General features: G+C 59.5%; 17 protein-coding genes. All 17 read right to left on the bottom strand.

Translation table 11 applies throughout. The features are described 5' to 3' along the window. Positions 1 to 21: 21 nt before the first annotated feature. Positions 22 to 1,782: a 30S ribosomal protein S1 gene (locus tag KI810_RS11360; protein WP_214175655.1), complete on the bottom strand. Its 1,761-nt coding sequence runs from the start codon at positions 1,780 to 1,782 to the stop codon at positions 22 to 24. Between the two features lie 76 nt (positions 1,783 to 1,858). Next, positions 1,859 to 2,701 (bottom strand): 4-hydroxy-3-methylbut-2-enyl diphosphate reductase, encoded by an 843-nt coding sequence (locus KI810_RS11365; protein WP_214175656.1) that lies wholly within the window; start codon positions 2,699 to 2,701, stop codon positions 1,859 to 1,861. Between the two features lie 2 nt (positions 2,702 to 2,703). Further along, the gene (gene cmk, locus KI810_RS11370) at positions 2,704 to 3,438 is read right to left on the bottom strand and encodes a (d)CMP kinase (RefSeq protein WP_214175657.1); all 735 of its coding nucleotides are present in this window, start codon (positions 3,436 to 3,438) and stop codon (positions 2,704 to 2,706) included. After that, complete coding sequence (gene aroA, locus KI810_RS11375; protein ID WP_214175658.1) at positions 3,435 to 4,724, bottom strand: 3-phosphoshikimate 1-carboxyvinyltransferase; 1,290 nt, start codon at positions 4,722 to 4,724, stop codon at positions 3,435 to 3,437. Before aroA ends, cmk begins: the two co-directional genes overlap by 4 nt. Before the next feature lie 56 nt (positions 4,725 to 4,780). After that, positions 4,781 to 5,641 (bottom strand): prephenate dehydrogenase, encoded by an 861-nt coding sequence (locus KI810_RS11380; protein WP_214175659.1) that lies wholly within the window; start codon positions 5,639 to 5,641, stop codon positions 4,781 to 4,783. Positions 5,642 to 5,831: 190 nt separating this feature from the next. Continuing rightward, a complete protein-coding gene (gene pheA / locus KI810_RS11385) occupies positions 5,832 to 6,908 on the bottom strand; it encodes a prephenate dehydratase (protein ID WP_214175660.1) in 1,077 nt (358 codons plus the stop codon). Positions 6,909 to 7,030: 122 nt separating this feature from the next. After that, complete coding sequence (locus KI810_RS11390; protein WP_214175661.1) at positions 7,031 to 7,786, bottom strand: hypothetical protein; 756 nt, start codon at positions 7,784 to 7,786, stop codon at positions 7,031 to 7,033. Further along, positions 7,774 to 9,696: a GspE/PulE family protein gene (locus tag KI810_RS11395; protein ID WP_214175662.1), complete on the bottom strand. Its 1,923-nt coding sequence runs from the start codon at positions 9,694 to 9,696 to the stop codon at positions 7,774 to 7,776. Before KI810_RS11395 ends, KI810_RS11390 begins: the two co-directional genes overlap by 13 nt. A 53-nt stretch (positions 9,697 to 9,749) precedes the next feature. Next, positions 9,750 to 11,267, bottom strand: coding sequence for a LysM peptidoglycan-binding domain-containing protein (locus tag KI810_RS11400; RefSeq protein WP_214175663.1), 1,518 nt, complete (start codon positions 11,265 to 11,267; stop codon positions 9,750 to 9,752). Positions 11,268 to 11,299: 32 nt separating this feature from the next. After that, positions 11,300 to 12,604: a hypothetical protein gene (locus KI810_RS11405; RefSeq protein ID WP_214175664.1), complete on the bottom strand. Its 1,305-nt coding sequence runs from the start codon at positions 12,602 to 12,604 to the stop codon at positions 11,300 to 11,302. A 400-nt stretch (positions 12,605 to 13,004) separates the two neighbouring features. Next, positions 13,005 to 14,171 (bottom strand): ABC transporter permease, encoded by a 1,167-nt coding sequence (locus KI810_RS11410; protein ID WP_214175665.1) that lies wholly within the window; start codon positions 14,169 to 14,171, stop codon positions 13,005 to 13,007. Continuing rightward, positions 14,172 to 15,329, bottom strand: a complete 1,158-nt coding sequence (locus KI810_RS11415; RefSeq protein ID WP_214175701.1) for an ABC transporter permease — start codon at positions 15,327 to 15,329, stop codon at positions 14,172 to 14,174. It abuts the gene before it with no gap. A 16-nt stretch (positions 15,330 to 15,345) separates the two neighbouring features. After that, positions 15,346 to 16,068 carry an ABC transporter ATP-binding protein gene (locus KI810_RS11420; protein WP_214175702.1) on the bottom strand — a complete coding sequence of 241 codons (723 nt, stop codon included), beginning with the start codon at positions 16,066 to 16,068 and terminating at the stop codon, positions 15,346 to 15,348. Between the two features lie 10 nt (positions 16,069 to 16,078). Next, a complete protein-coding gene (locus tag KI810_RS11425) occupies positions 16,079 to 17,293 on the bottom strand; it encodes an efflux RND transporter periplasmic adaptor subunit (protein WP_214175666.1) in 1,215 nt (404 codons plus the stop codon). Positions 17,294 to 17,541: 248 nt separating this feature from the next. Next, positions 17,542 to 17,970, bottom strand: a complete 429-nt coding sequence (locus KI810_RS11430) for a quinol oxidase (RefSeq protein ID WP_246525515.1) — start codon at positions 17,968 to 17,970, stop codon at positions 17,542 to 17,544. A 14-nt stretch (positions 17,971 to 17,984) separates the two neighbouring features. Further along, positions 17,985 to 18,488, bottom strand: a complete 504-nt coding sequence (locus tag KI810_RS11435) for a type 1 glutamine amidotransferase domain-containing protein (protein WP_214175667.1) — start codon at positions 18,486 to 18,488, stop codon at positions 17,985 to 17,987. Positions 18,489 to 18,501: 13 nt separating this feature from the next. Beyond that, on the bottom strand, positions 18,502 to 19,080 hold the full coding sequence (locus KI810_RS11440) for a superoxide dismutase (RefSeq protein ID WP_214175704.1): 579 nt from the start codon (positions 19,078 to 19,080) through the stop codon (positions 18,502 to 18,504). Positions 19,081 to 19,102 lie beyond the last annotated feature (22 nt).

The following is a 19,102-nucleotide window of genomic DNA, read 5'->3' on the forward strand; positions in this document are numbered from 1 at the left end:
CAGTTTGCTTTCGGCTTCACGTTACTTGTCGCCATTGCCGTTTTTCTTGACCTCTTTCAGCAGGTCGCCGAGATTGGACGTCGCCTCTCCCTTGGACCCCATGAACGCCTCGAACTCGGCCTTTTCCAGCGCGCTCTGCAACGACTTGATGGAAAGCCCGATCTTGCGGTCGACGGTATCAACATTGAGAACCACCGCCTCAAGTTCGTCCCCCACGTTGCAGAATCCTTTCGGAGAGGCAAGTTTCTCGTGGGAAAGCTCAGAAACATGAACGAGCCCCTCGATCCCTTCTTCAAGTTCAAGGAAAACACCAAAATCGGTAACAGAGGAAACCTTCCCCACAACACGGGTACCAGGACGGTATTTGCCGGGGATTTCACTCCAGGGGTCGGGGGTAAGCTGCTTTATACCGAGGGAAAGCCGCTCGTTGGCCACGTCGATGTTCAGGATTACCGCCTGGACCGTCTCTCCTTTGCTGTATATTTCGCCGGGATGCTTGATCCGCTTGGTCCAGGATATATCCGACACATGCACCAGTCCGTCGATACCATCCTCGATACCGATGAACATGCCGAAGTCGGTAATGTTCTTGATCTGTCCCTCAATCTTGGTGCCGACCGGATAACGCTCGCCGACCACGGTCCAGGGGTTGACGGATGTCTGCTTGAGGCCGAGGGATATCCTGCGGTTCCCCGGATCGACACCGAGAACGACCGCCTCGACCTCTTCGCCAACCTTCAGCAACTCGGAGGGATGGCGGACCCGCTTTGTCCAGGACATCTCGGAGATGTGCACCAGCCCTTCGACCCCTTCCTCAAGGGCAATGAACGCCCCATACTCGGTCAGGCTGACCACCTTCCCCCGAACACGCTCACCCGCCTGGTACTTCGCTTCAACGTTGAGCCACGGATCGGGCATGGCCTGCTTCATGCCAAGGGAAATTTTCCCCTTGGCGCGGTCGAACTTCAGCACCATGACCTTGACCGTGTCGCCAACCTTGATAAGTTCACCCGGATGGGTCAGGCGCCCCCAGGACATGTCGGTAATATGAAGCAGGCCATCCAGCCCCCCCAGGTCGACGAATGCACCGTAATCGGTGATGTTCTTCACGACCCCGTCGACCACCTGGCCTTCGGCCAGTGTCGAAAGGGTGTCTTCCCGCGCCTTGTCCCTCTCCACTTCCAGCAGGACCCGGCGGGAAAGGACAATGTTCCCCCGTTTGCGGTTCATCTTGAGTATCTTGAAGGTGGCGGTCTGCCCCACATACCGGTCGAGGTTTCCTCCGGGACGCAGATCGACTTGGGAAGCAGGCAGGAAGCCGGTTATGCCGCCGATATCCACATTGAGGCCACCCTTGACCTTCGCGACAATCTTCCCTTCGACATCGCCCCCTTCGCCACCTGCTTCGGCGATCCTGTCCCAGACGAGATGGGCCTGGGCCTTTTTCTTCGAGAGAACGATGTACCCCAGTTCGTTTTCACGCCGCTCGAACAGGACCTCGACCGGATCCCCCACCTTGACGGTCAACTGGCCGTTTTCGTCCATGAATTCATTGGCCGGAACGCACCCCTCGGACTTGTACCCCACATCGACCAGTACGTAATCGGGCGAAATCTGCACCACGACGCCGCGCACAATCTCTCCGACGCGAAGTTGTTTCAGGCTGTCCTGGAACATCTCCTCGAATTCACCGCCGCTCCCCTGGTCCAGTTCATCATCCGTATCATGAAAGCGCTTGATCGGCATTTCTTTCTGCCGTTTCATCCGTTTTTCATCCATCATTAACCAAGTACCCCCTCAAATATTTGCCATTCGCTTAAGCATGTTAAATTAGCACATTTGCTAAAAAATTCAACGGTTATTTATTGCGGTTTATCTGTTGGATACGCTCCACCACCTCATCGATCAGCCACTTGGGGGTTGAAGCCCCGGCAGTCACCCCCACCCGCTCTACCTTGTCAAACCACGCCGGGTTGAGTTCCTGGGCCGTCTCGATCTGAAAGGACTTCGGCTGGAGTTCGGTACAGACCTCCGTAAGCCGCTTGGTATTGGCGCTGTTGTAGCCACCGATTACTACCATGCAATCGACCTGCCGTGCAAGCTCTTTGGCTTCCTCCTGCCGAATTGCCGTGGCATCACAGATGGTGTTGAATACCCGGATCTCGCCCCCCCTGGCCAGGCATTTCATCACCACATTCTGGAGATTTTCGAATGACTGGGTAGTCTGGGCAACCACGCCGATTTTCCCCATCTTGGGAAGCCGGGACGCCTCCTCGTCGGAACCGACAACATAGACCTTTCCCGTGGCATAGGAAACAATCCCCTGCACCTCGGGGTGGTCGGCATCACCTACGACAACCACGTCATAACCTGACTGGGAGAGGCTTTTCACGTGTTCCTGTGCCTTTTTGACAAAGGGACAGGTGGCATCGATTATGTCGAGCTCCTTGCGGACAGCCTCTTCCAGTTCTTCGGCCGCGACGCCGTGGGAACGGATGATAATCGTGGCATCGGACAGGCCGGCCAGGTCCTTGCGAACCTTTACCCCCATTTCCTCGAGCTTCTGCACCACCTGGGGGGAGTGTATGATCGGTCCGAGGGTGAACGTATTCCTCTTCTCCTTTGCAGCCTCGAAGGCCATCTGGGTGGCCCGTTTGACGCCGAAACAGAATCCGGCCCGTTTGGCAACAATGATTTCCATGCTTAAGACTCCCTACGGGTCGCAGGAGCTGGTTCCAGCCCCTTGCCCCCTAATCCTGCCTCGATAACTGCCGTCATCCGTTCCAGCACCTCCTCGATGGAAAGCCCGGAGGAATCGATGTCAATGGCGTCCGCCGCCCGCCGCAGGGGGGCGTGTTCACGCTCTTCATCCTGTTTGTCCCGCTGGACAACGGCGGCAATGGTTTCTTCGAGGGAAATATTTTCCCCTCTGGCTCTGAGCTCCAGATACCGGCGCCGGCCCCGCTCCTCCGCCGAAGCGGAAAGGAAGAATTTGACGTCCGCATCGGGGAAAACCACCGTCCCGATGTCACGCCCCTCCAGAACCACCCCGCCTGCGCTCCCCATCTGCCGCTGCAGTTCGAGGAGAAAATCCCTTACCACCTTCTGGGCAGAGATTGCCGAAGTGAGCAGACTGATTTCCGGCGTCCTGATGGCACGGGAAACGTCCTCACCGTTGAGCAGCACCTGGCAGCAGCCGTTGGTGCGTTCAAAGGAGATGGTGCACTCATGGCAAATGCGGGCAAGGGCAGGTTGGTCGTCCGGCGAAACCCCGGCCCGACGGACCGCAAGCGCTACGGTCCGGAACATGGCTCCGGTATCTATGTGGATGTAGCCGAGCCGGTCGGCCAGAAGCTTGGTTATGGTGCTCTTGCCGGCGCCGGAGGGGCCGTCGATGGCGATAATCAGACGCTTATGCCCCGCCCCCGAAGCGCTCACCGCTCTGCGACCTGTTCAAAAAGCGGAACAAACGTCGGAAACGAGGTGGCGATACAGGCGATGTCGCTGACCGTTACGCTGTCCCTTGCGGCAAGACCGGCAACAAGCATGGACATGGCGATGCGATGGTCGCCGAAACTTTCCGCCATGCACCCCTGCAGCTTCTCCGTGCCTGAAATCTCCATCCCGTCTTCCGTTTCCACGACCTGGACACCTGCTCTCCTCAAGTTGTCCGCCATGGCGGCAATCCGGTCAGTCTCCTTGACCCGCAGTTCCCGGGCGTCCCGCAGAACCGTCTTCCCTTCCGCCAGGGCGGCGGCGACGCAGATAACCGGAAACTCGTCGATTGCCCGGGGGACAACGTCGCCGCCGATCTCGACACCCTTGAGTCTCGACGCACGGACCAGGAGATCGGCAACCGGCTCGCCGGACACCTCCCGCCGGTCGAGAAGCTCGATAGCCCCCCCCATGGCAGTGAGGATGTCGATGATGCCGGTACGGGTCGGGTTGACGCCGACGCCACGGATAAGGAGTTCGGCCCCGGGAACGATGAGGGCCGCCACGATGAAAAAAGCGGCCGACGAGATATCCCCCGGCACCACGATGTCACGGCCGTCCAGCTCCTGTCCTCCGCGCACCGTTACGGTGGTGCCCGCAGCTTCCACGTCAGCACCGAAATGGCGGAACATCCGCTCCGAATGGTCCCGGGAAAGGTGGGGTTCGGTCACCGTCGTGGCGCCGTCGGCGTACAGGCCGGCAAGCATCAGGGCGGATTTGACTTGGGCGCTCGCCACCTTCGAAACATACGAGATGCCGGCCAGCTCACTCCCAACGATGGCAAGGGGTGCCTTGTCGCCACCCGCACGGCCGAAGATGGTGGCGCCCATCCGGCCGAGTGGCTCGATAACCCTCCCCATGGGGCGTTTGCGCAGGTACTGGTCGCCGGTCAGGACGGAAAAGAATCCCTGCCCCGCCAGAAGCCCGGTAATGAGGCGGATGGAAGTGCCGGAATTGCCACAATCGATGACATCGGCAGGCTCGGACAGGCCATGCAGTCCTGCCCCGCGGATGCGCAGGATTTCGCCATCGTCTTCGACCCTGACCCCCATGGCCCGGAAGGCATTGAGGGTGGAGATATTGTCCTCTCCCCGCAGGAAACCGCGTACCGTCGTCTCTCCCCGGGCAATGGAGCCGAGCATGATGGAACGGTGGGATATGGACTTGTCGCCGGGGACGCTGATCTCTCCCCGAAGCGTCTTTGCTGGCTGAACGATGTAGCTATTCACGCTTGTCCTCTCTATGCCAATGAAGGGACGGGACTCACCCCGCCCTGCGGACCGACCTACAGAATCGCGTCCCGCTGCTCCTTGGAGCGGGCGAAGAAGTCTTCCAGTCCTGCACCATCCTCCCCATCCACCAGCGATCTCAGTTCCGCAAAGTAGCGGGAAAAGAAGTCCATCATCTCCAGGATGCTCTCCCGGTTCATGAGGGCGATGTCCCGCCACATGGCCGGATCTGAGGAGGCGATACGGGTAAAATCCCGGAAACCGCCGGCAGAATAGGGCAGAATACCTTCTTCGAATCGGTCATATCCCCCCACTGCGTTGACCAGGGCGTAGGCCACCATATGGGGGAGATGGGAGATGGCGGCAAGGACCCGGTCGTGCTTCTCCACGTCCATCAGCACCACTTCGCTACCGGCCAGTTCCCACATCCGCACCACCTTGTGCAAGGCAAGCGGATCAGTGGCGGCAGTGGGGGTAACGATGCAGCGCCGTCCTTGGTAAAGGGAGGCAAAGGAGGCTTCGACCCCCGAATGTTCCGTGCCGGCGATGGGATGCCCCCCCACGAAGAAGGTTCCGGCCGGCATGAGCGCCTCGCAGGTGGCCACAATCTCCCCCTTGACGCTGCCACCGTCGGTCACGATGCACCCCGGCGCCAGATGGGGGGCGATACGGGCCAGAACGGACGCAATGGAGCAGACCGGTGTGGCGAGAAAAACCAGGTCGGCCCCCGCAACACCGCCAACGGGATCGGTCTCGTACCGGTTGATCACCCCGAGTTCAACGGCCCGCCGCAGGTTCGCTTCCCCCCGGCCGATCCCGACGATCTCACCCACTTCCCCCTTCTCCCTCAGGATCCGGGCAAGGGAGCCGCCGATGAGGCCGACGCCGATTATGCACAACCGCTGAATGAGCGGCATTGATTCTCCAAGGAAACAAAATTGGGTAATTCATGGACACTATCAGGACTATTCGGGTTTTACCTGAAGCGGCACAGCAAAAGGCTCCAGATGCAAGGCACGCGAGGACCGTGACGCGAGGCGTACTGGAGGTACGTTGAGTGTTACGGCCCGAAGCGTAACGCCGCAGATGGACCTTTGGCGAAGCCGCTCACTTTGCCCGGGGGTAGGAGCCGAGCACCTTCACAAACTGGCAGCACTGCTTGAGTTCCTCGATCGCCTCGACGATCACCGGATCGGAGACATGCCCCGCAAGGTCGAGGAAGAACATGTACTCCCAGGCCTTTTTCTTCATGGGACGCGACTCGATCTTGGAAAGGTTGATCCCCCGCTTGGCGAACGGCTCCAGCATCCGGTAGAGGATACCCACCTCATCCTTCACCGCGAACATGAGGGATGTCTTGTCGTCACTGCTTCTCTCCGTCAGCTTCTTGCCGATCACAAGGAACCGGGTGAAGTTGTTGACCTGGTCCTCGATCCTTGTGCGCACCAGCTTGAGATCGTACATGGTGGCCGCCAGCTCGCTGGCAATGGCCGCCGCCGTGTAATCCTCGGAAACGATCTGGGCCGCCACGGCGGTTGACGCCACATCAACCAGCGGTACGTTGGGGAGATTCTCCTCCAGCCATTTCCGGCATTGGGCGATGGGCTGCGGGTGGGAGTAGACTTTCTTGATATCCTCGATCCGGCCGGTGCGGGAAAGGAGGTCATGGTGAACCTCCAGCAGCACCTCTGCATTGATCTTCAGTTCGCTCTCCATGAACATGTCAAGGGTATAGGAGACCACCCCTTCGGTGGAATTCTCCACCGGCACCACTCCGTAGGTGGCACGCCCCTTCTCTACTTCTTCGAACACGGCGGGAATGGATTTTTGGGGAACCAGTTCGGCGGAATACCCGAAATGCTGCATGGTGGCAAGGTGGCTGAAGGTCGCCTTCGGGCCGAGAAACGCCACTTTCATGGGCGCTTCCAGGGCAAGGGACGCCGAGATGATCTCCCGGAACACGCTCTTCAGCCCCGCGTTGGGAAATGGCCCCTGATTGCGGGCCGTAAGGCGTTCGTAGATTTCCCGTTCCCGGCTCGGGACGTGAAAATCGCCCCGGGAGGCGGACTTCAGCTTGCCGACCTCCATGACCAGTCCGGCCCGGCGGTTCAGGATATCCAGAACCTGGTCGTCAAGGCTATCGATTTCCTGCCGTAATGTTTCGAGCGATTTTTTGTCGCGCAAGGTTGAGTCAGCCTTTGGGAAGGGAATGGGGGTGTGCCGTGGAGGGAGCTAATCTATAGCAATGCCGCTAAAAATGCAAACAGTTTTTGGCTGGCTGACAGGGCCGCAAGGCAGGGGAATCATCACCTGGCGGATTTTTGCCCCGCCTTAGCGCCCTGTTTCTTCCCCTGCTGCCGGGGTGGAATCTTCGTCAGCTCTGCCTGGCGGATGACTTCCTGCCGAACGTCCTGGTCCGACATGATGAAGTAGGCAAAATTGAGCAGGGTATGCTCCTGGGGAGCGTAGACGGTCCGGTAGGTTTCGTTGAGGATGCGAACGAGGTTTCCCTTGGCGAACAGGTTGGAATGGGCGCTACGCCCCACCCCCTTGGCGGCCTCCTCGAGAATCGGCAACGTGGCTGCGGTTACGGCCGATTTTTCCGGTTCAGCGCGGTTGATCTTCATGGTAATGGAATTTTTTCCCACGCTTCGCGCCACGGTATCCGTATCGGGAAACCAGGTGTCCCTGAATTGCCCGTAGTCTTTCTCCAGCCGTTCCTCCTTGAAGTTGCTGAACACCAGGCGGGCGGATGGCTGGACAATGGTGGCGTTCCCCTTCTGGCAGTCGAACCGGGATCCGGGGTTCCCCCTCTCCAGGAGATTGTTGAGCTCCTGGTACTGGGCAGGTGTGGCAGGTACCCCCTTGATGGCCTTGGGAGTGCAGTTGCGGGTCAGAAGAAGTTCGGTCGCAATCCTGGGGACCACGTACCCTTCGGTATAATCCTCCACGGTCAACCGGTAGCCCGCGGGACCTTTTTCACCGGCTGTAGCGCCAGAGTGGGCAAACAGGATCAGCATCAGGCCGGCTATGGCGTGGCAGCCATTCCTCATTTCAGGCACACCCGCCGTATCTCGGCAAGATCGGTCAGCCCCTGGAATACCTTGAGCAGACCATCCTGCTTCAGGGTCGTCATCCCGTCAGCCACCGCCTGCTCCACGATCTGTTCCGTGCCGACCTTCCTCTTGATGAGACCTTTCATCCGGTCGGTACATTCCAGCAGCTCATGGATACCGAGCCGTCCGCGGTAGCCGGTCTGTGCGCATTTGTCGCAGCCGACGGGGCGGGTCATGGTCAACTCCTCCCCCTTAAGCCCCAAGCGGACGAACTGGTCCGGACCGAACTCCTCGACAATGTCCGCCAGTTCCTGCTCGTCGGGCCGATACACCACCTTGCAGTCGTCGCACAGCTTCCGGGCCAGGCGTTGTGCCAGTACACAGAGAAGCGAATCGGAAAAACTGAACGGGTCAAGCCCCATATCCAGGAGGCGGGTCACCGTTTCCGGCGCCGTATTGGTATGGAGGGTGGAAAAGACAAGATGCCCCGTCAGGGATGCCTCGATGGCGATGGAAGCGGTTTCGATGTCCCGCATTTCGCCGACCATGATCACATCCGGGTCGAGGCGGAGAAACGAGCGGAGTGCGGCGGCAAAGGTAAAACCGATGCGATTGTTCACCTGTACCTGCCGCATGCCCCGCTGGGTTATTTCCACCGGATCTTCGGCGCTCCATATCTTGATCTCGGGGTTATTGATCCTGGCAAGGGTCGAATGGAGGGTGGTGGTCTTCCCCGAACCGGTCGGCCCCACCACGAGCACCAGGCCATAGGGCTTGGTGATGGTCGCGTCGAACACGCGCTGGTTCCTCTCGGTCAGCCCCAACTGGTCGAAGGAAATGGGTTCTCCAGTGGAGAGGATACGGAGCACCACGTCCTCCAACCCCCCCTGGGTGGGCATGGTCGCCACCCGAAGTTCCACGTCGATGGGGCCGAATTTCTTGAAGTTGACCTTTCCGTCCTGGGGACGGCGACGCTCGGCGATGTCGAGGTCGGACATGATCTTTATCCGGGACGGGATGGCAAACTTGTATTTGTACGGAATCCGCTGGTAAATCTTGCAGCGCCCGTCGACCCGCATGCGGACGATCACATCCTGCTTGCCGGCATAGGGCTCGATGTGGATGTCGGATGCCCTGGCCATGTACGCGTCGTAGATGATCTTGTTGACCAGCTTGACGATAACGCTGTCCTTCTCCGTAACCTTCCGGACCTCTTCCTCCACGTCCGGCTCATCCCCCATATGGCTCAGGAGTTCCCCTATATCTTCCGGAACAAGATCCAGCTCCACCTCCCCCTGGGTATCCTGTACCGCGGAGGTCTTATAGAGGCGCTGCTGGACCTGGACAATCTCGCTCTCCCCGGCTATGACCGGAATGATCTTCAGCCGGATGGTCGCCCCGAGTTCCCTCAGGTCATGCATGTTAAGGGGGTAGGCCATGGCCAGCGTAAGGGTGTTGCCGATCCTGGAGATCGGAACGATCTTCTGTTTCTGTGCGTAGGAAGAATTGATGAAGCGGGCAAGGTCTTCTTCGACAACAAGGTTCCCGAGCTGGACATAGGGCAGGTCGTACTGCGTGGCGATGGCCTTGGCCAGGGGCTCCTCACCGACGTAGCGGAGCCTGAGGAGCGCTTTCCCCAAGGGGATATGCTGCTGCTTGCTGAGGGTCCTGGCCTGGGCAAGCTGGTCCTGATCGATGAGCTTCTGTTTCTGCAGGATGTCTGACAGCTTCTGGCGCTTCCCCTGGTGCTCCAGGATGTATGAGAGATCCGACTCGTTGAGGTGTCCGAGCCGGCACAAAAGCTGTCCGACAGTCTGGTCGGGAAAAACCTTCTGCAGTTCGAGCGCCTCCTGCAATTGCTGCTCGTTTACAAGATGGTTTTCCAGCAGTATTTCACCGATTTTTTTCTGTGACATCTACACCTGTCTCCGGCGACCCGCATCCGCTCGCCCGGGCTCCTGCACTGGTTCTATTCGCGCACCACACGGAAATCGTTGTATTCCAGAAGGTCTTTGACGAGCGGGTCGATCTCCCGATCCGTCAGGAAAACCCGTCCCTCGCTTTTCCCGTCCTGGAGCATGACGCCAGACATCTGTATGCCGTAACTGCTGTCAGCCTGACTCCAGAGGTTGTGCATGGCAAAACTGCCGGGAAGGCGGAGGCGGGTCAGGAACTTTTCCGCAACCTTCCGGAAATCGTCCCGCGCATCCAGCAGTATCACCCTGTACCCACCCCCCTCAAGGAGGCGCATGAGGGTGTACTGGACCGGGTCGCCATCGAAAAAGCTGACCACGTAAGGGGTGCCGCCCCGCTCGAAATAACGATCCGTTCGTACCATGAGACTGATTCCGCCGGCATTGCCTCCCAGCAGGTTGACACTGTGGTCTACCTTGTAAGGAACTGCAAGGAATTTCATCAGTGAGTCGGCCATGGTCTGGGGATCACGAGCAGTCACCTGGAAGACGCGGTGCTGTTCACCGTGACGTCCTTCCCGGTAGACGGGATAGGTATCTATCGCATGGAACCCCTTCGATTCCAGAAAGCCTGTCAGAACCGGCGGCAAACCGCGACGGGCGTCATTGACGTTGAGGAGAACGATATCATTCCGCATGAGGCTGTCGGCATTCTTCTCGATCTTGTAATCCGCCAGCACCGTCACCTTCGGGTCGACCCCGAAGTCCATCCGGAAATCCTCTTCAACCGAATAAAATTTCGCCGCCGCAAGAAGAGACGAAAAAAAGCGCCTGCGGTTGGCGGGATTTTCGTGTATCACCCGGGTTTTCGGGTCCTGGGACATGATCAGGCTCTTGACCAGGGGGGGAATCTTCCCTTCCCGGTCAACAACGATCTTCCCGCCGTCGGCAGCCGGAAACACCGGGTAGCGACCGGGATCAAGTGAAAGGGAATAACTGTCGCTCCGGATATCCACCGGCTCTGACGCCACTGGCGGCGCAGGGAGCAGGCTGTCCCATACCTTGCGGACGGCCTCCATGCGGATACCCCTCTCTTCCCTGGCACCATTGTCCAGGTGGAAACTGGCAGCCGGCTGGTCATTCCTGACGAGGAGCTTTCTCTTGCCACCCCTTCTCTCCCCGACGTCCGTTTCTCCGCGAAGTTTAGTCAGGGAAGGCATCTGGATGGTTTTCCCGACCTGGAGGTTCTTGCCGCTGCCAAGATGGTTGATATCCCTGAAGCGGGGTATCAGCTTCTCCGCCTCATCATTGCTGAGCCCGTATTCACGCATCAGTATCTTGAAAAGGTTGTCGCCGGGCTTGATGGTATAGGCGGTTCCCTGAACGGAAACGTGGCGCGCCTTTTCCGAGGGGCGTGCCGCAGGCGCAGCGGATGACGGAACTTTCTTGTCCAACGCTTTGGGGTCGAGTTCGAACCGGGGGTCCATCCCCCATGCCGACGATGCCGTCAGCAGGATGCAAACCACAAGCATCGGCAGAAACGGACGAAACGACGAACTATAACATGGCAACATAGTGTCTCCATTGGGCAGATGCACTGTTATTCCTACGGAAAGGCGATGACCAACGCCCGGATCTCACCGGATGGGCGCTTGCGGTAGATGGCAAGTTCGATGTTCCCTTTTGCAGAACCTTTTTCCACAAGAAAACCATCCTTATCGGCGCGGAAACCGACCTGATAGGCACGGTTGCCACTGGCCTCATGGATTCTCTCCGCAACGTAGGCATCGGAAAGGGCCCCCTTCCGCAGCGCGATGATCTGAATCGCCTTGACGGCGCCACTCTCACGGAACACGCGGAAATCCATCGTGTCGTCGGTAAAACGTTCCCACCCCGGATGGGCAGCGGCATAACCGGCATCGGGCCTGTCCCGGGGAATGGAGGCAAGAATCCGCTCGGGCGCCGATGCTGTTGGGGATTGTTGCCCCGCCGGGGATACCGGGCCGACATCCCTGGTCACCGAAGCGTTGCGCGGAAGTGATAAGAGGTACAGATAGACAAACGCGCACACTGCAAGGACAGCAAGGAGGGCGATGACATACCGCCATGGACGGCGCTGGGGCTTGCGGCCGTTGGACTTGTTCGGCAAGGGGGGGAGAGTGCCGCGGAATTCCCCCGGTTTCCGCGTTCCGCCCGCGGCACTGATCGGTTGCGGCGGCTGCATTTCAACGTTGAAGACAGGCTCGGGGGGAGTGACAGATGGTGAAATGGCCTTTTCGCGGAGAGGTGATATCAGCGGCTCCGTTGCCGGAGAGCTTTGAGGTTCCTGCCCTGTAGCGGGAGGAGGAACCGGTTGCTGAACGTCAGGGAAATCGCGGGGTTCGCGGGGGAATCCGTCCGTCTGGGGGGAAGAGGCATGCGGCGGCATGGCCGAAAAGGATCCGGCCGACTCGGCAGTCGCCGCAGCCAGTGCCGCAGCATACTGATCGGAAGTGGACATGACGGGTACGACCGGTCCCTGGTCGGGGAGGAGGTCCTGCCAGGTGAAACCGGGGATGCTCTCCATCTGCGTGCGAACAGCCTTCTGAATATCGTCCCCGTCGAGGAACAGGTCGACACTGCCGTCATAACAGGATTTCGCCCCGAGCCTTACCTGCAGGGTCTCCCGCAGCAGGACCAGACGCGGTGCCTGTTCCCGGAGAAGCCCCTTGATGTGGCGCGCCACGGTTTCGCCCGAAACACCGTCAATTTCGCCCTGGATAAATACTAATTGGGGGCGTTTATCGAAAATATCTTTCATCCCCTGGTCAAAATCGGAGACAACATCGACCCTGATCTGGGGCTGGGATTTGAACTGCTCCACCAAGGCCATCGCCCGCTGATCGGTGGTTATGAGCAAAATGTTGAACATGGGACCTCTGTATCGCTGAACAGCAGTGTTTCGCGCCTCGCAGGAATTGCAGCGCAAACGGCAAACCCACCGTCAATTTCGGGTCTGGCGCCGGTTCGCACGTCGCTTACCAATCATGACATTCAATTGGATTAGCACTTTACATCATTTACGATGATTAATGCAAGGATTACGGGACAAACCGGGCCCGGCCGCCAATTTATCACCAAAAAATATATTATTCCAGTTTCATAAGGGAGTCAAACAAGCAAAGACAGCTGGTTATGTCAATGGATGGTACGCGCAGGCGGAGAACTTTAATCATCAACACACACTATATCGCCAGGAAATGCGCTGTCAATCCGCACCCAGCCTGCATGGGGAAAACGGGTCAGGGGGCAGAACGTTGCAGCGCACGCAATCAGGTAGACCGCAGTGCCTCGACGATATTCATCCGCGCCGCCCGAAACGCCGGAAGCACTCCCCCCACGAACCCCATGCCAACGGAGAACAGCAGACTTTTTCCGAGAATGTCGAGGGTGAGGGTGAACGTGAATGCAAGCTCGGAAAAGGTCTGCCAGTTCATGGTGGAAATGGTGATGAGTTGCATGAAGGAGGCGCCGAACAGTCCCACTACCCCTCCCAGGAGCCCGAGCAGGAGCGATTCCATGACAAAGGCTGCGAGGATGCTCGTCTTCTGGAACCCGAGTGCCCGCAGGGTGCCGATCTCCACCACCCGGTTTGCCACGGCTGCATACATGGTGATCATGGCGCCGATCACCGCCCCGAGAGAGAAGATGACCGTCAGGGTTATTCCCATGATGCGGAGGAACTTCGCCATCGCTTCCGACTGGTCCTCGTAATACCTGGTCTCCCGCTTGGCTTCCACGGTCAACCGCGGGTCCCCTTCAACCCGCTTTTTGAACTGATCGAACGCCGTGGCATCCTGCAGTTTGAAGGAGACCGACGAATAGGCCGGACGGCGGAAGGCCTGCATCAACTGGTCCACGTCCCCCCATATCTCCGAGGAAAAGCCGGTGGTGCCGGCGTCGAATATCCCGACCACGGTCCAGTCCCGCATGCCAAAGCGCAGCGTTTCGCCGATCCCTCCCCCCTTGAAGCGACGGGCGATGCTCGTGCCGGCAATGACCTCCGCCGAACCGGGCCGTGGCATGCGCCCTTCACTCAGCCTCACCTGGGGCCGCAGGAGAAGCGATGCCGGGGCAATCCCCCGGATTACCACGTTGGCAGGCTTGTTGCTCTCCCGCTTGGGGATATTGATAAGGACCACCAGTTCCTTCGCCAGCAGCAGCCGGCCATCACTTCCCCGCGCCACCTCGGGCTGGCTTTCGATGGTAGAGGCCTGCCCCCGGTCCACGCCGCTCTGCACCTCGGAATTGGCCGACTTGCGGATGACCACCACGTTGTCATACGAGCCGGTCTCCACCAGGGTCTTGCGCAGCCCTTCCGCCAGCATGAGGGTGGCGGCAAAAACGAAGACCACCAAGGCCATGCCGGACGCGGTCAGGACCGTTGTAAGCCTGCGGGTCCAGAGGTTGCGCATGCTGTAGGAGAAGGGGATCGCCATTCAGCCGATCCTCCTCAGCCCATCGGCGATGCCGATGGTCGCCCCGCGCCAGGTGGGGAATATCCCGGCAACCGTACCGACCATCGCCGCGGCAGCCAGATCGAGATATATGGTGGTCATGGAAACGGGAAAAGCGGGAAAGAATTGGGCAAGCTCCGTCTCTATCCAGTGGGACGCAGGAAAAGTCAGGGCCACGCCAAGGAGCCCACCGGAAAGGGCAATGACAAGAGATTCGCCGAAAACAACCCCCGCGATGTGCACCCATCCGAACCCGAGGGTCTTCATGGTCGCATATTCGGCGATCCGTTCCCGGGCAGTCATGGCCATGGTATTGGCCGCCACCACCATGATGATGACGATAACCACGTAGGAGACGATCTTGATAGCGATCATGATCGCTTCCGTCATGGCGACGAAACCGAGCTGAAAGGCCTTTTCCGTCTCCGTCAGCGTTTCGGCCAGCGAATTCCTGAAAATCCCGTCCACTGCCTGGGAAACTTCCGCCGCCAACTCCGGCTTGGTGACACCTATCATGTAGAACCCGACCTGATCGGCCCTGCGCGGCATGGTCTTCTTCAGGGTCTCATTGAGATAGTCCCAGTGGAACATGAGCGCCCGCTCTTCCGTGCTCTTCTCCGCCCCCCGGTAGATACCCCGCAGGACGAACTCCCACTGTCCGGGGAATATGGTTCCCCGCAGGGTAATGAGATCGCCAATCTTCCAGCCGTAGGTATCCGCCAGCCTCTTGCCGACAATGCACCCTTTCCGGTCGAGAAAAAAGGCTCCTTTCTGTTCGGGAGACAGAACAAATTCCGGGTAGAGGTCAAGATAGCTTTTCGGTTCCACCGCATAGTTGGCAAAGAAATGCTTTTCGTCAATATAGATGCCACCGAACCAGTTGCCGTACGATACGGCTTGCACACCCGGAACCTGGCGGATGCGGTCCTTGTGAGAAAGGGGAAGGGAGAACACGAGGGAGATGGCATTCCGGGTGACCAGCCGGGTGGCGGAGGAAGCTTCCACCCCGTGGTACCAGAGCCCGACCAGAGTTCGCAGCAGGCCGAACGCGAGGATGGCGATGGCAACGCCGACGACGGTAAGGGCCGATCGGAGCTTGTGGCGAAAGGCGTTTCGTATGATGAGCTTCAGGAGAAACATCGGACCGTAACCGGGATCAGGAACCGGCAACCGGTGAAGCAGGTTGCCCGTCACTATCGGTGAGGATCCCCTTCTCCAGGTGCCGGATGATGCGAGCCTTCTCCGCTGCGCGGGGGTCATGGGTTACCATGATGATGGTCTTGTCGAACTCGTGCACCAGCCGGTCCATGAGCTGCAGGATCTCACCGGCCGAAACCCGGTCCAGGTCGCCGGTCGGCTCATCCGCCACCAGGATGGCCGGATCGCTCACCACCGCCCGGGCAATGGCGACCCGCTGCTGCTGCCCCCCCGACAGCTGGGCCGGATAGTGATCCACCCGGTCGGACAGGCCCACCAGCTGCAATGCGAGGTCCACGTGCTCTCGGCGCTCGTTGCGGGAGAGACCGGTCAGGAGGAGCGGCAGTTCCACGTTTTCGAACGCGGTCAGTACCGGCATCAGGTTGTAGAACTGGAAGATGAACCCCACATTGGCGGAGCGCCACGCGGCAAGTTCCTTATCTGACAGGGAGGTTATATCGACCCCACCCACCCGGATTGTCCCCTGGTCCGCCTTGTCTATGCCGGCAATGAGATTGAGGAGCGTGCTCTTTCCCGACCCGGACGGCCCCATGAGGGCGAGGAATTCCCCGTCGGCGATGTCGAAGGTGATATCCTCCAGCACCGGGATGGTCTGGCTCCCCCGCCGGTAGGACTTGGAGAGATGCGCTATTTCTACGATGGGAGGTTTGCCGTTGCCCATGCCCACGATGTCATTTCTCCGCCGTTTTGATTTTCGTCCCGTCCTTCAGTTTGTCCAGGGGCTTCAGGGCGACCGAATCTCCGGGCCGGACGCCGCTCAGGATCTCGACCTGATCCCCGATCCGCTTGCCGAGAGTCACCACCGCCTCCACTACCCGGTCCCCCTTCACCAGGTAGACCACCTGTTTCCCACCGCGAGCCGCGACCGCAGACTGACTCACCGACGTCTTGGGGCGCTGTTCGGTCTCGGCGACCGGCCGCTCCAGGAACGCCACCTTGGCACTCATCTCCGGCAGGATGCGTCGATCGGGATCAAGGAAACGCACCTTGACCATGACCGTCGCCTTGCTCCGGTCCGCCGTCGGCACGACCGTGTGAAGCACCCCGCGAAACCGGACGTCCGGCAGGGCGTCCAGCTGGATCTCGCACGGTTGTCCCTCCTTTACCTTTCCCAGATTGGCTTCCGACACATCCGCTTCGACCTGGAGCGATTTCATATCGGCGATGGTCACCACCGCAGCTTTGGCATTGGCCGCAGCACCAAGGGGGGTCACGATATCTCCCACATCGGCGTCTTTGGTCAGCACCACCGCATCGAAGGGGGCACGGATAAGGGTATATTCCAGGGCAACATCCGCCCCCCTGAGGGCAGCGGCAGCGGAATTCACCGCGGCGTCCGCACCGGCGACCCCGGCTTTGGCCCTTTTGAAACGGGCTTCAGCCACATCGTATTCTGACTGCGCCACAATTCCCTGGGAGAGCAACTCCTTCTGCCGGCTGAAAGCCTGGCCGGCATCGTCCTGTTCAGCACGGGCCTGCTCCAGACCTGCCTTTGCCGTCACCAGGTTGGCTGCAGCCTGTTCGCGAGCAGCGGCAACATCACGGTTTTCCAGGCGGGCGAGAACCTCGCCGGCCCTGACCCGGCTCCCCTCTTCGACGCCGAGCCACTCCAGCCGCCCGGTGGCCTTCGAGGCCACAGCCGCCTTGCGCTGGGCGACCACATACCCGCTGGCATTGAGCAGGGTGAACCCCTGGGATGGGTAAACCTGTGACACTGTGGTCGTCTCTATCTCCACCCGTGGCCCAAGCCCACCCCACAGCAGAAATGCTGCCACAACGAAGAGCAGGAAAAGCACTATCCAGAACAGGGCTCGCTTATGGGCACGCGGAGCACCTTGCCGGTCTTTCTTTTCAATCTTCAACTTCGTCAGGTCTTCATTGGCCATAGGGCGGCGACTCCTGGTTGTTCATCGGGTCCTGTGCAGGGCACGACCGGCCTTCACGTTCCGGCAGCTAAAAAATAGCACCTATTTCCGGTCATGTACAGTGCCGAAATAAACACCGAGAAGAATAGACTGGGACCGTTCCGGCAGATGGCGGCAATGAAGCCGGAAGCAAACTGCAACAAAAAAGGCGCGGCCATTATGCCGCGCCCTTCAATGCCCAATAGAGTGGAGACAACCGCAGCACCACCCTACTCGACCACTTCGAGCACCCCTTCCATCCCCTTTTCCCGATGGCTCTCGAAGAAGAGAAGCTTCTTGGTACAATAAAACGGATAGGTTCCGGTCCTGGTCGGCGTGAATTTGACCACTTTCGGTTCCTCCCCCATTGACACACTGAAATCGATCCCCGCTTCCGGGGCCTTAATAGCGATATCGTGGGGGACGTAGCCCGCCTCCTTCCTGACCTTGAGTTCGACCGGCACATTCACCTTGACGATTATCCGGTTCGGGGTGAAGTAATAGCCACCACCGAGGATATCCACCCGCTGCACCCCGTCCTGACCGGCTGTCGCCCGGAACACCTTATCCTGCTTCGGCTTTTCTTCCGCGACGGCACCGGTGGGGTAACCGTACAGGAGCGTTCCCGCAAAAAACAGCATGGTCAGATACTTCATCATGGGCATCTCCCCTCTCATCTTCCGAGCAGTTTCATCATCTCCCGCAGAAACGCCGGCAGGTCGGCCGGTTCACGGGACGTGACCAGATTGCCGTCCACCACCACCTCACTGTCCTCGTAACGAGCCCCCGCTTCCCGCATCTCATCCGCCACCGTCCGGTAGCACGTGGCCCGCCGCCCCCCCATAAGCCCTGCGCTGATAAGGGTTTGCGGGCCGTGACAGATGGCAGCAACCGGCTTGTTCCCGGCAAAGAAATGCCGGGCTATGGCCAGGGCCTTCTCGTCGCGGCGAACGGCAGCCGGGGCCTTGCCGCCGGGGAGAACGAGCAGATTATAAGCGGCCGGATCAATTTCCGGCAGGGTCTTGGTCACGGTCACCGCGTAGCCATGCTTGCCGGTGATCTCCCCCTTCCCAGGAGAAGCGATGTCCACCGTGATCCCCGCTTCCAGCAACCGGTAATAGGGGACCAGCAGTTCCGAATCCTCGAACCCGTCCGCGCTGATGAAAAGGGCTTTCATATAGTGTCCCTCCCTATTTCAGACGGGCTTCCGCCCGCTTCCAGTCGATGTTCCTGAAGAACGCCTCGATGTAGTCGGCCCGCTTGAGCCCATAATCGAGCATGAAGGCGTGCTCGAACACGTCCATGATGAGAATCGGCGTCCCCCCGGCCGGATGGGAGACATCATGCTCGTTGATCCAGAAATTGATGAGCCTGCCGTTAGCCGGATCCTGGTACAGGACCGCCCAGCCGATGCCGCGCATGGCGCCGGTCCCCTTGAAATCCTTCTCCCAGGCGTCCAGGCTGCCGAAGCTTTCGGCCAGCTTTTTGGCCAGCTTGCCGTTCGGGTCGAGGGGCGCCTTCCCCCCCAGGTTCTCGAAGTAGTACTCATGCAGCCGCATGCCGTTGAACTCCCACCCCAGCCGGCGTTTCAGTTCGGCGAACTCGGGTGTGGCGGTCTTCCCTTCCTTCAGCACCTGGTCAAGGGTATCGAGCACCTTGTTGGTATTGGTCACATACCCCTGGTAGAGGGTGAAATGGTTTTTCAGCAGCGCCTCGCTGAAACCGGGCATTCCGACAAGCTTTGCATAATCCTTTGCGGTGTAACTCATGGTCCTTGCCTCCTTTTTGACC

This window comes from Geomobilimonas luticola, assembly GCF_018476905.1.
GTDB classification, from domain to species: domain Bacteria; phylum Desulfobacterota; class Desulfuromonadia; order Geobacterales; family Geobacteraceae; genus Geomobilimonas; species Geomobilimonas luticola.

What these genes read in the sequence shown, in the direction of transcription:
- KI810_RS11410 (WP_214175665.1), bottom strand. Translation starts at nt 14,171, where the DNA reads ATGGCGATCCCCTTCTCCTACAGCATGCGCAACCTCTGGACCCGCAGG.
- KI810_RS11420 (WP_214175702.1), bottom strand. Translation starts at nt 16,068, where the DNA reads ATGGGCAACGGCAAACCTCCCATCGTAGAAATAGCGCATCTCTCCAAG.
- KI810_RS11425 (WP_214175666.1), bottom strand. Translation starts at nt 17,293, where the DNA reads ATGGCCAATGAAGACCTGACGAAGTTGAAGATTGAAAAGAAAGACCGG.
- KI810_RS11380 (WP_214175659.1), bottom strand. Translation starts at nt 5,641, where the DNA reads ATGCCGCTCATTCAGCGGTTGTGCATAATCGGCGTCGGCCTCATCGGC.
- KI810_RS11440 (WP_214175704.1), bottom strand. Translation starts at nt 19,080, where the DNA reads ATGAGTTACACCGCAAAGGATTATGCAAAGCTTGTCGGAATGCCCGGT.
- KI810_RS11415 (WP_214175701.1), bottom strand. Translation starts at nt 15,329, where the DNA reads ATGTTTCTCCTGAAGCTCATCATACGAAACGCCTTTCGCCACAAGCTC.
- KI810_RS11435 (WP_214175667.1), bottom strand. Translation starts at nt 18,488, where the DNA reads ATGAAAGCCCTTTTCATCAGCGCGGACGGGTTCGAGGATTCGGAACTG.
- KI810_RS11405 (WP_214175664.1), bottom strand. Translation starts at nt 12,604, where the DNA reads ATGTTCAACATTTTGCTCATAACCACCGATCAGCGGGCGATGGCCTTG.
- KI810_RS11365 (WP_214175656.1), bottom strand. Translation starts at nt 2,701, where the DNA reads ATGGAAATCATTGTTGCCAAACGGGCCGGATTCTGTTTCGGCGTCAAA.
- KI810_RS11360 (WP_214175655.1), bottom strand. Translation starts at nt 1,782, where the DNA reads ATGATGGATGAAAAACGGATGAAACGGCAGAAAGAAATGCCGATCAAG.
- KI810_RS11400 (WP_214175663.1), bottom strand. Translation starts at nt 11,267, where the DNA reads ATGTTGCCATGTTATAGTTCGTCGTTTCGTCCGTTTCTGCCGATGCTT.
- KI810_RS11395 (WP_214175662.1), bottom strand. Translation starts at nt 9,696, where the DNA reads ATGTCACAGAAAAAAATCGGTGAAATACTGCTGGAAAACCATCTTGTA.
- KI810_RS11430 (WP_246525515.1), bottom strand. Translation starts at nt 17,970, where the DNA reads ATGATGAAGTATCTGACCATGCTGTTTTTTGCGGGAACGCTCCTGTAC.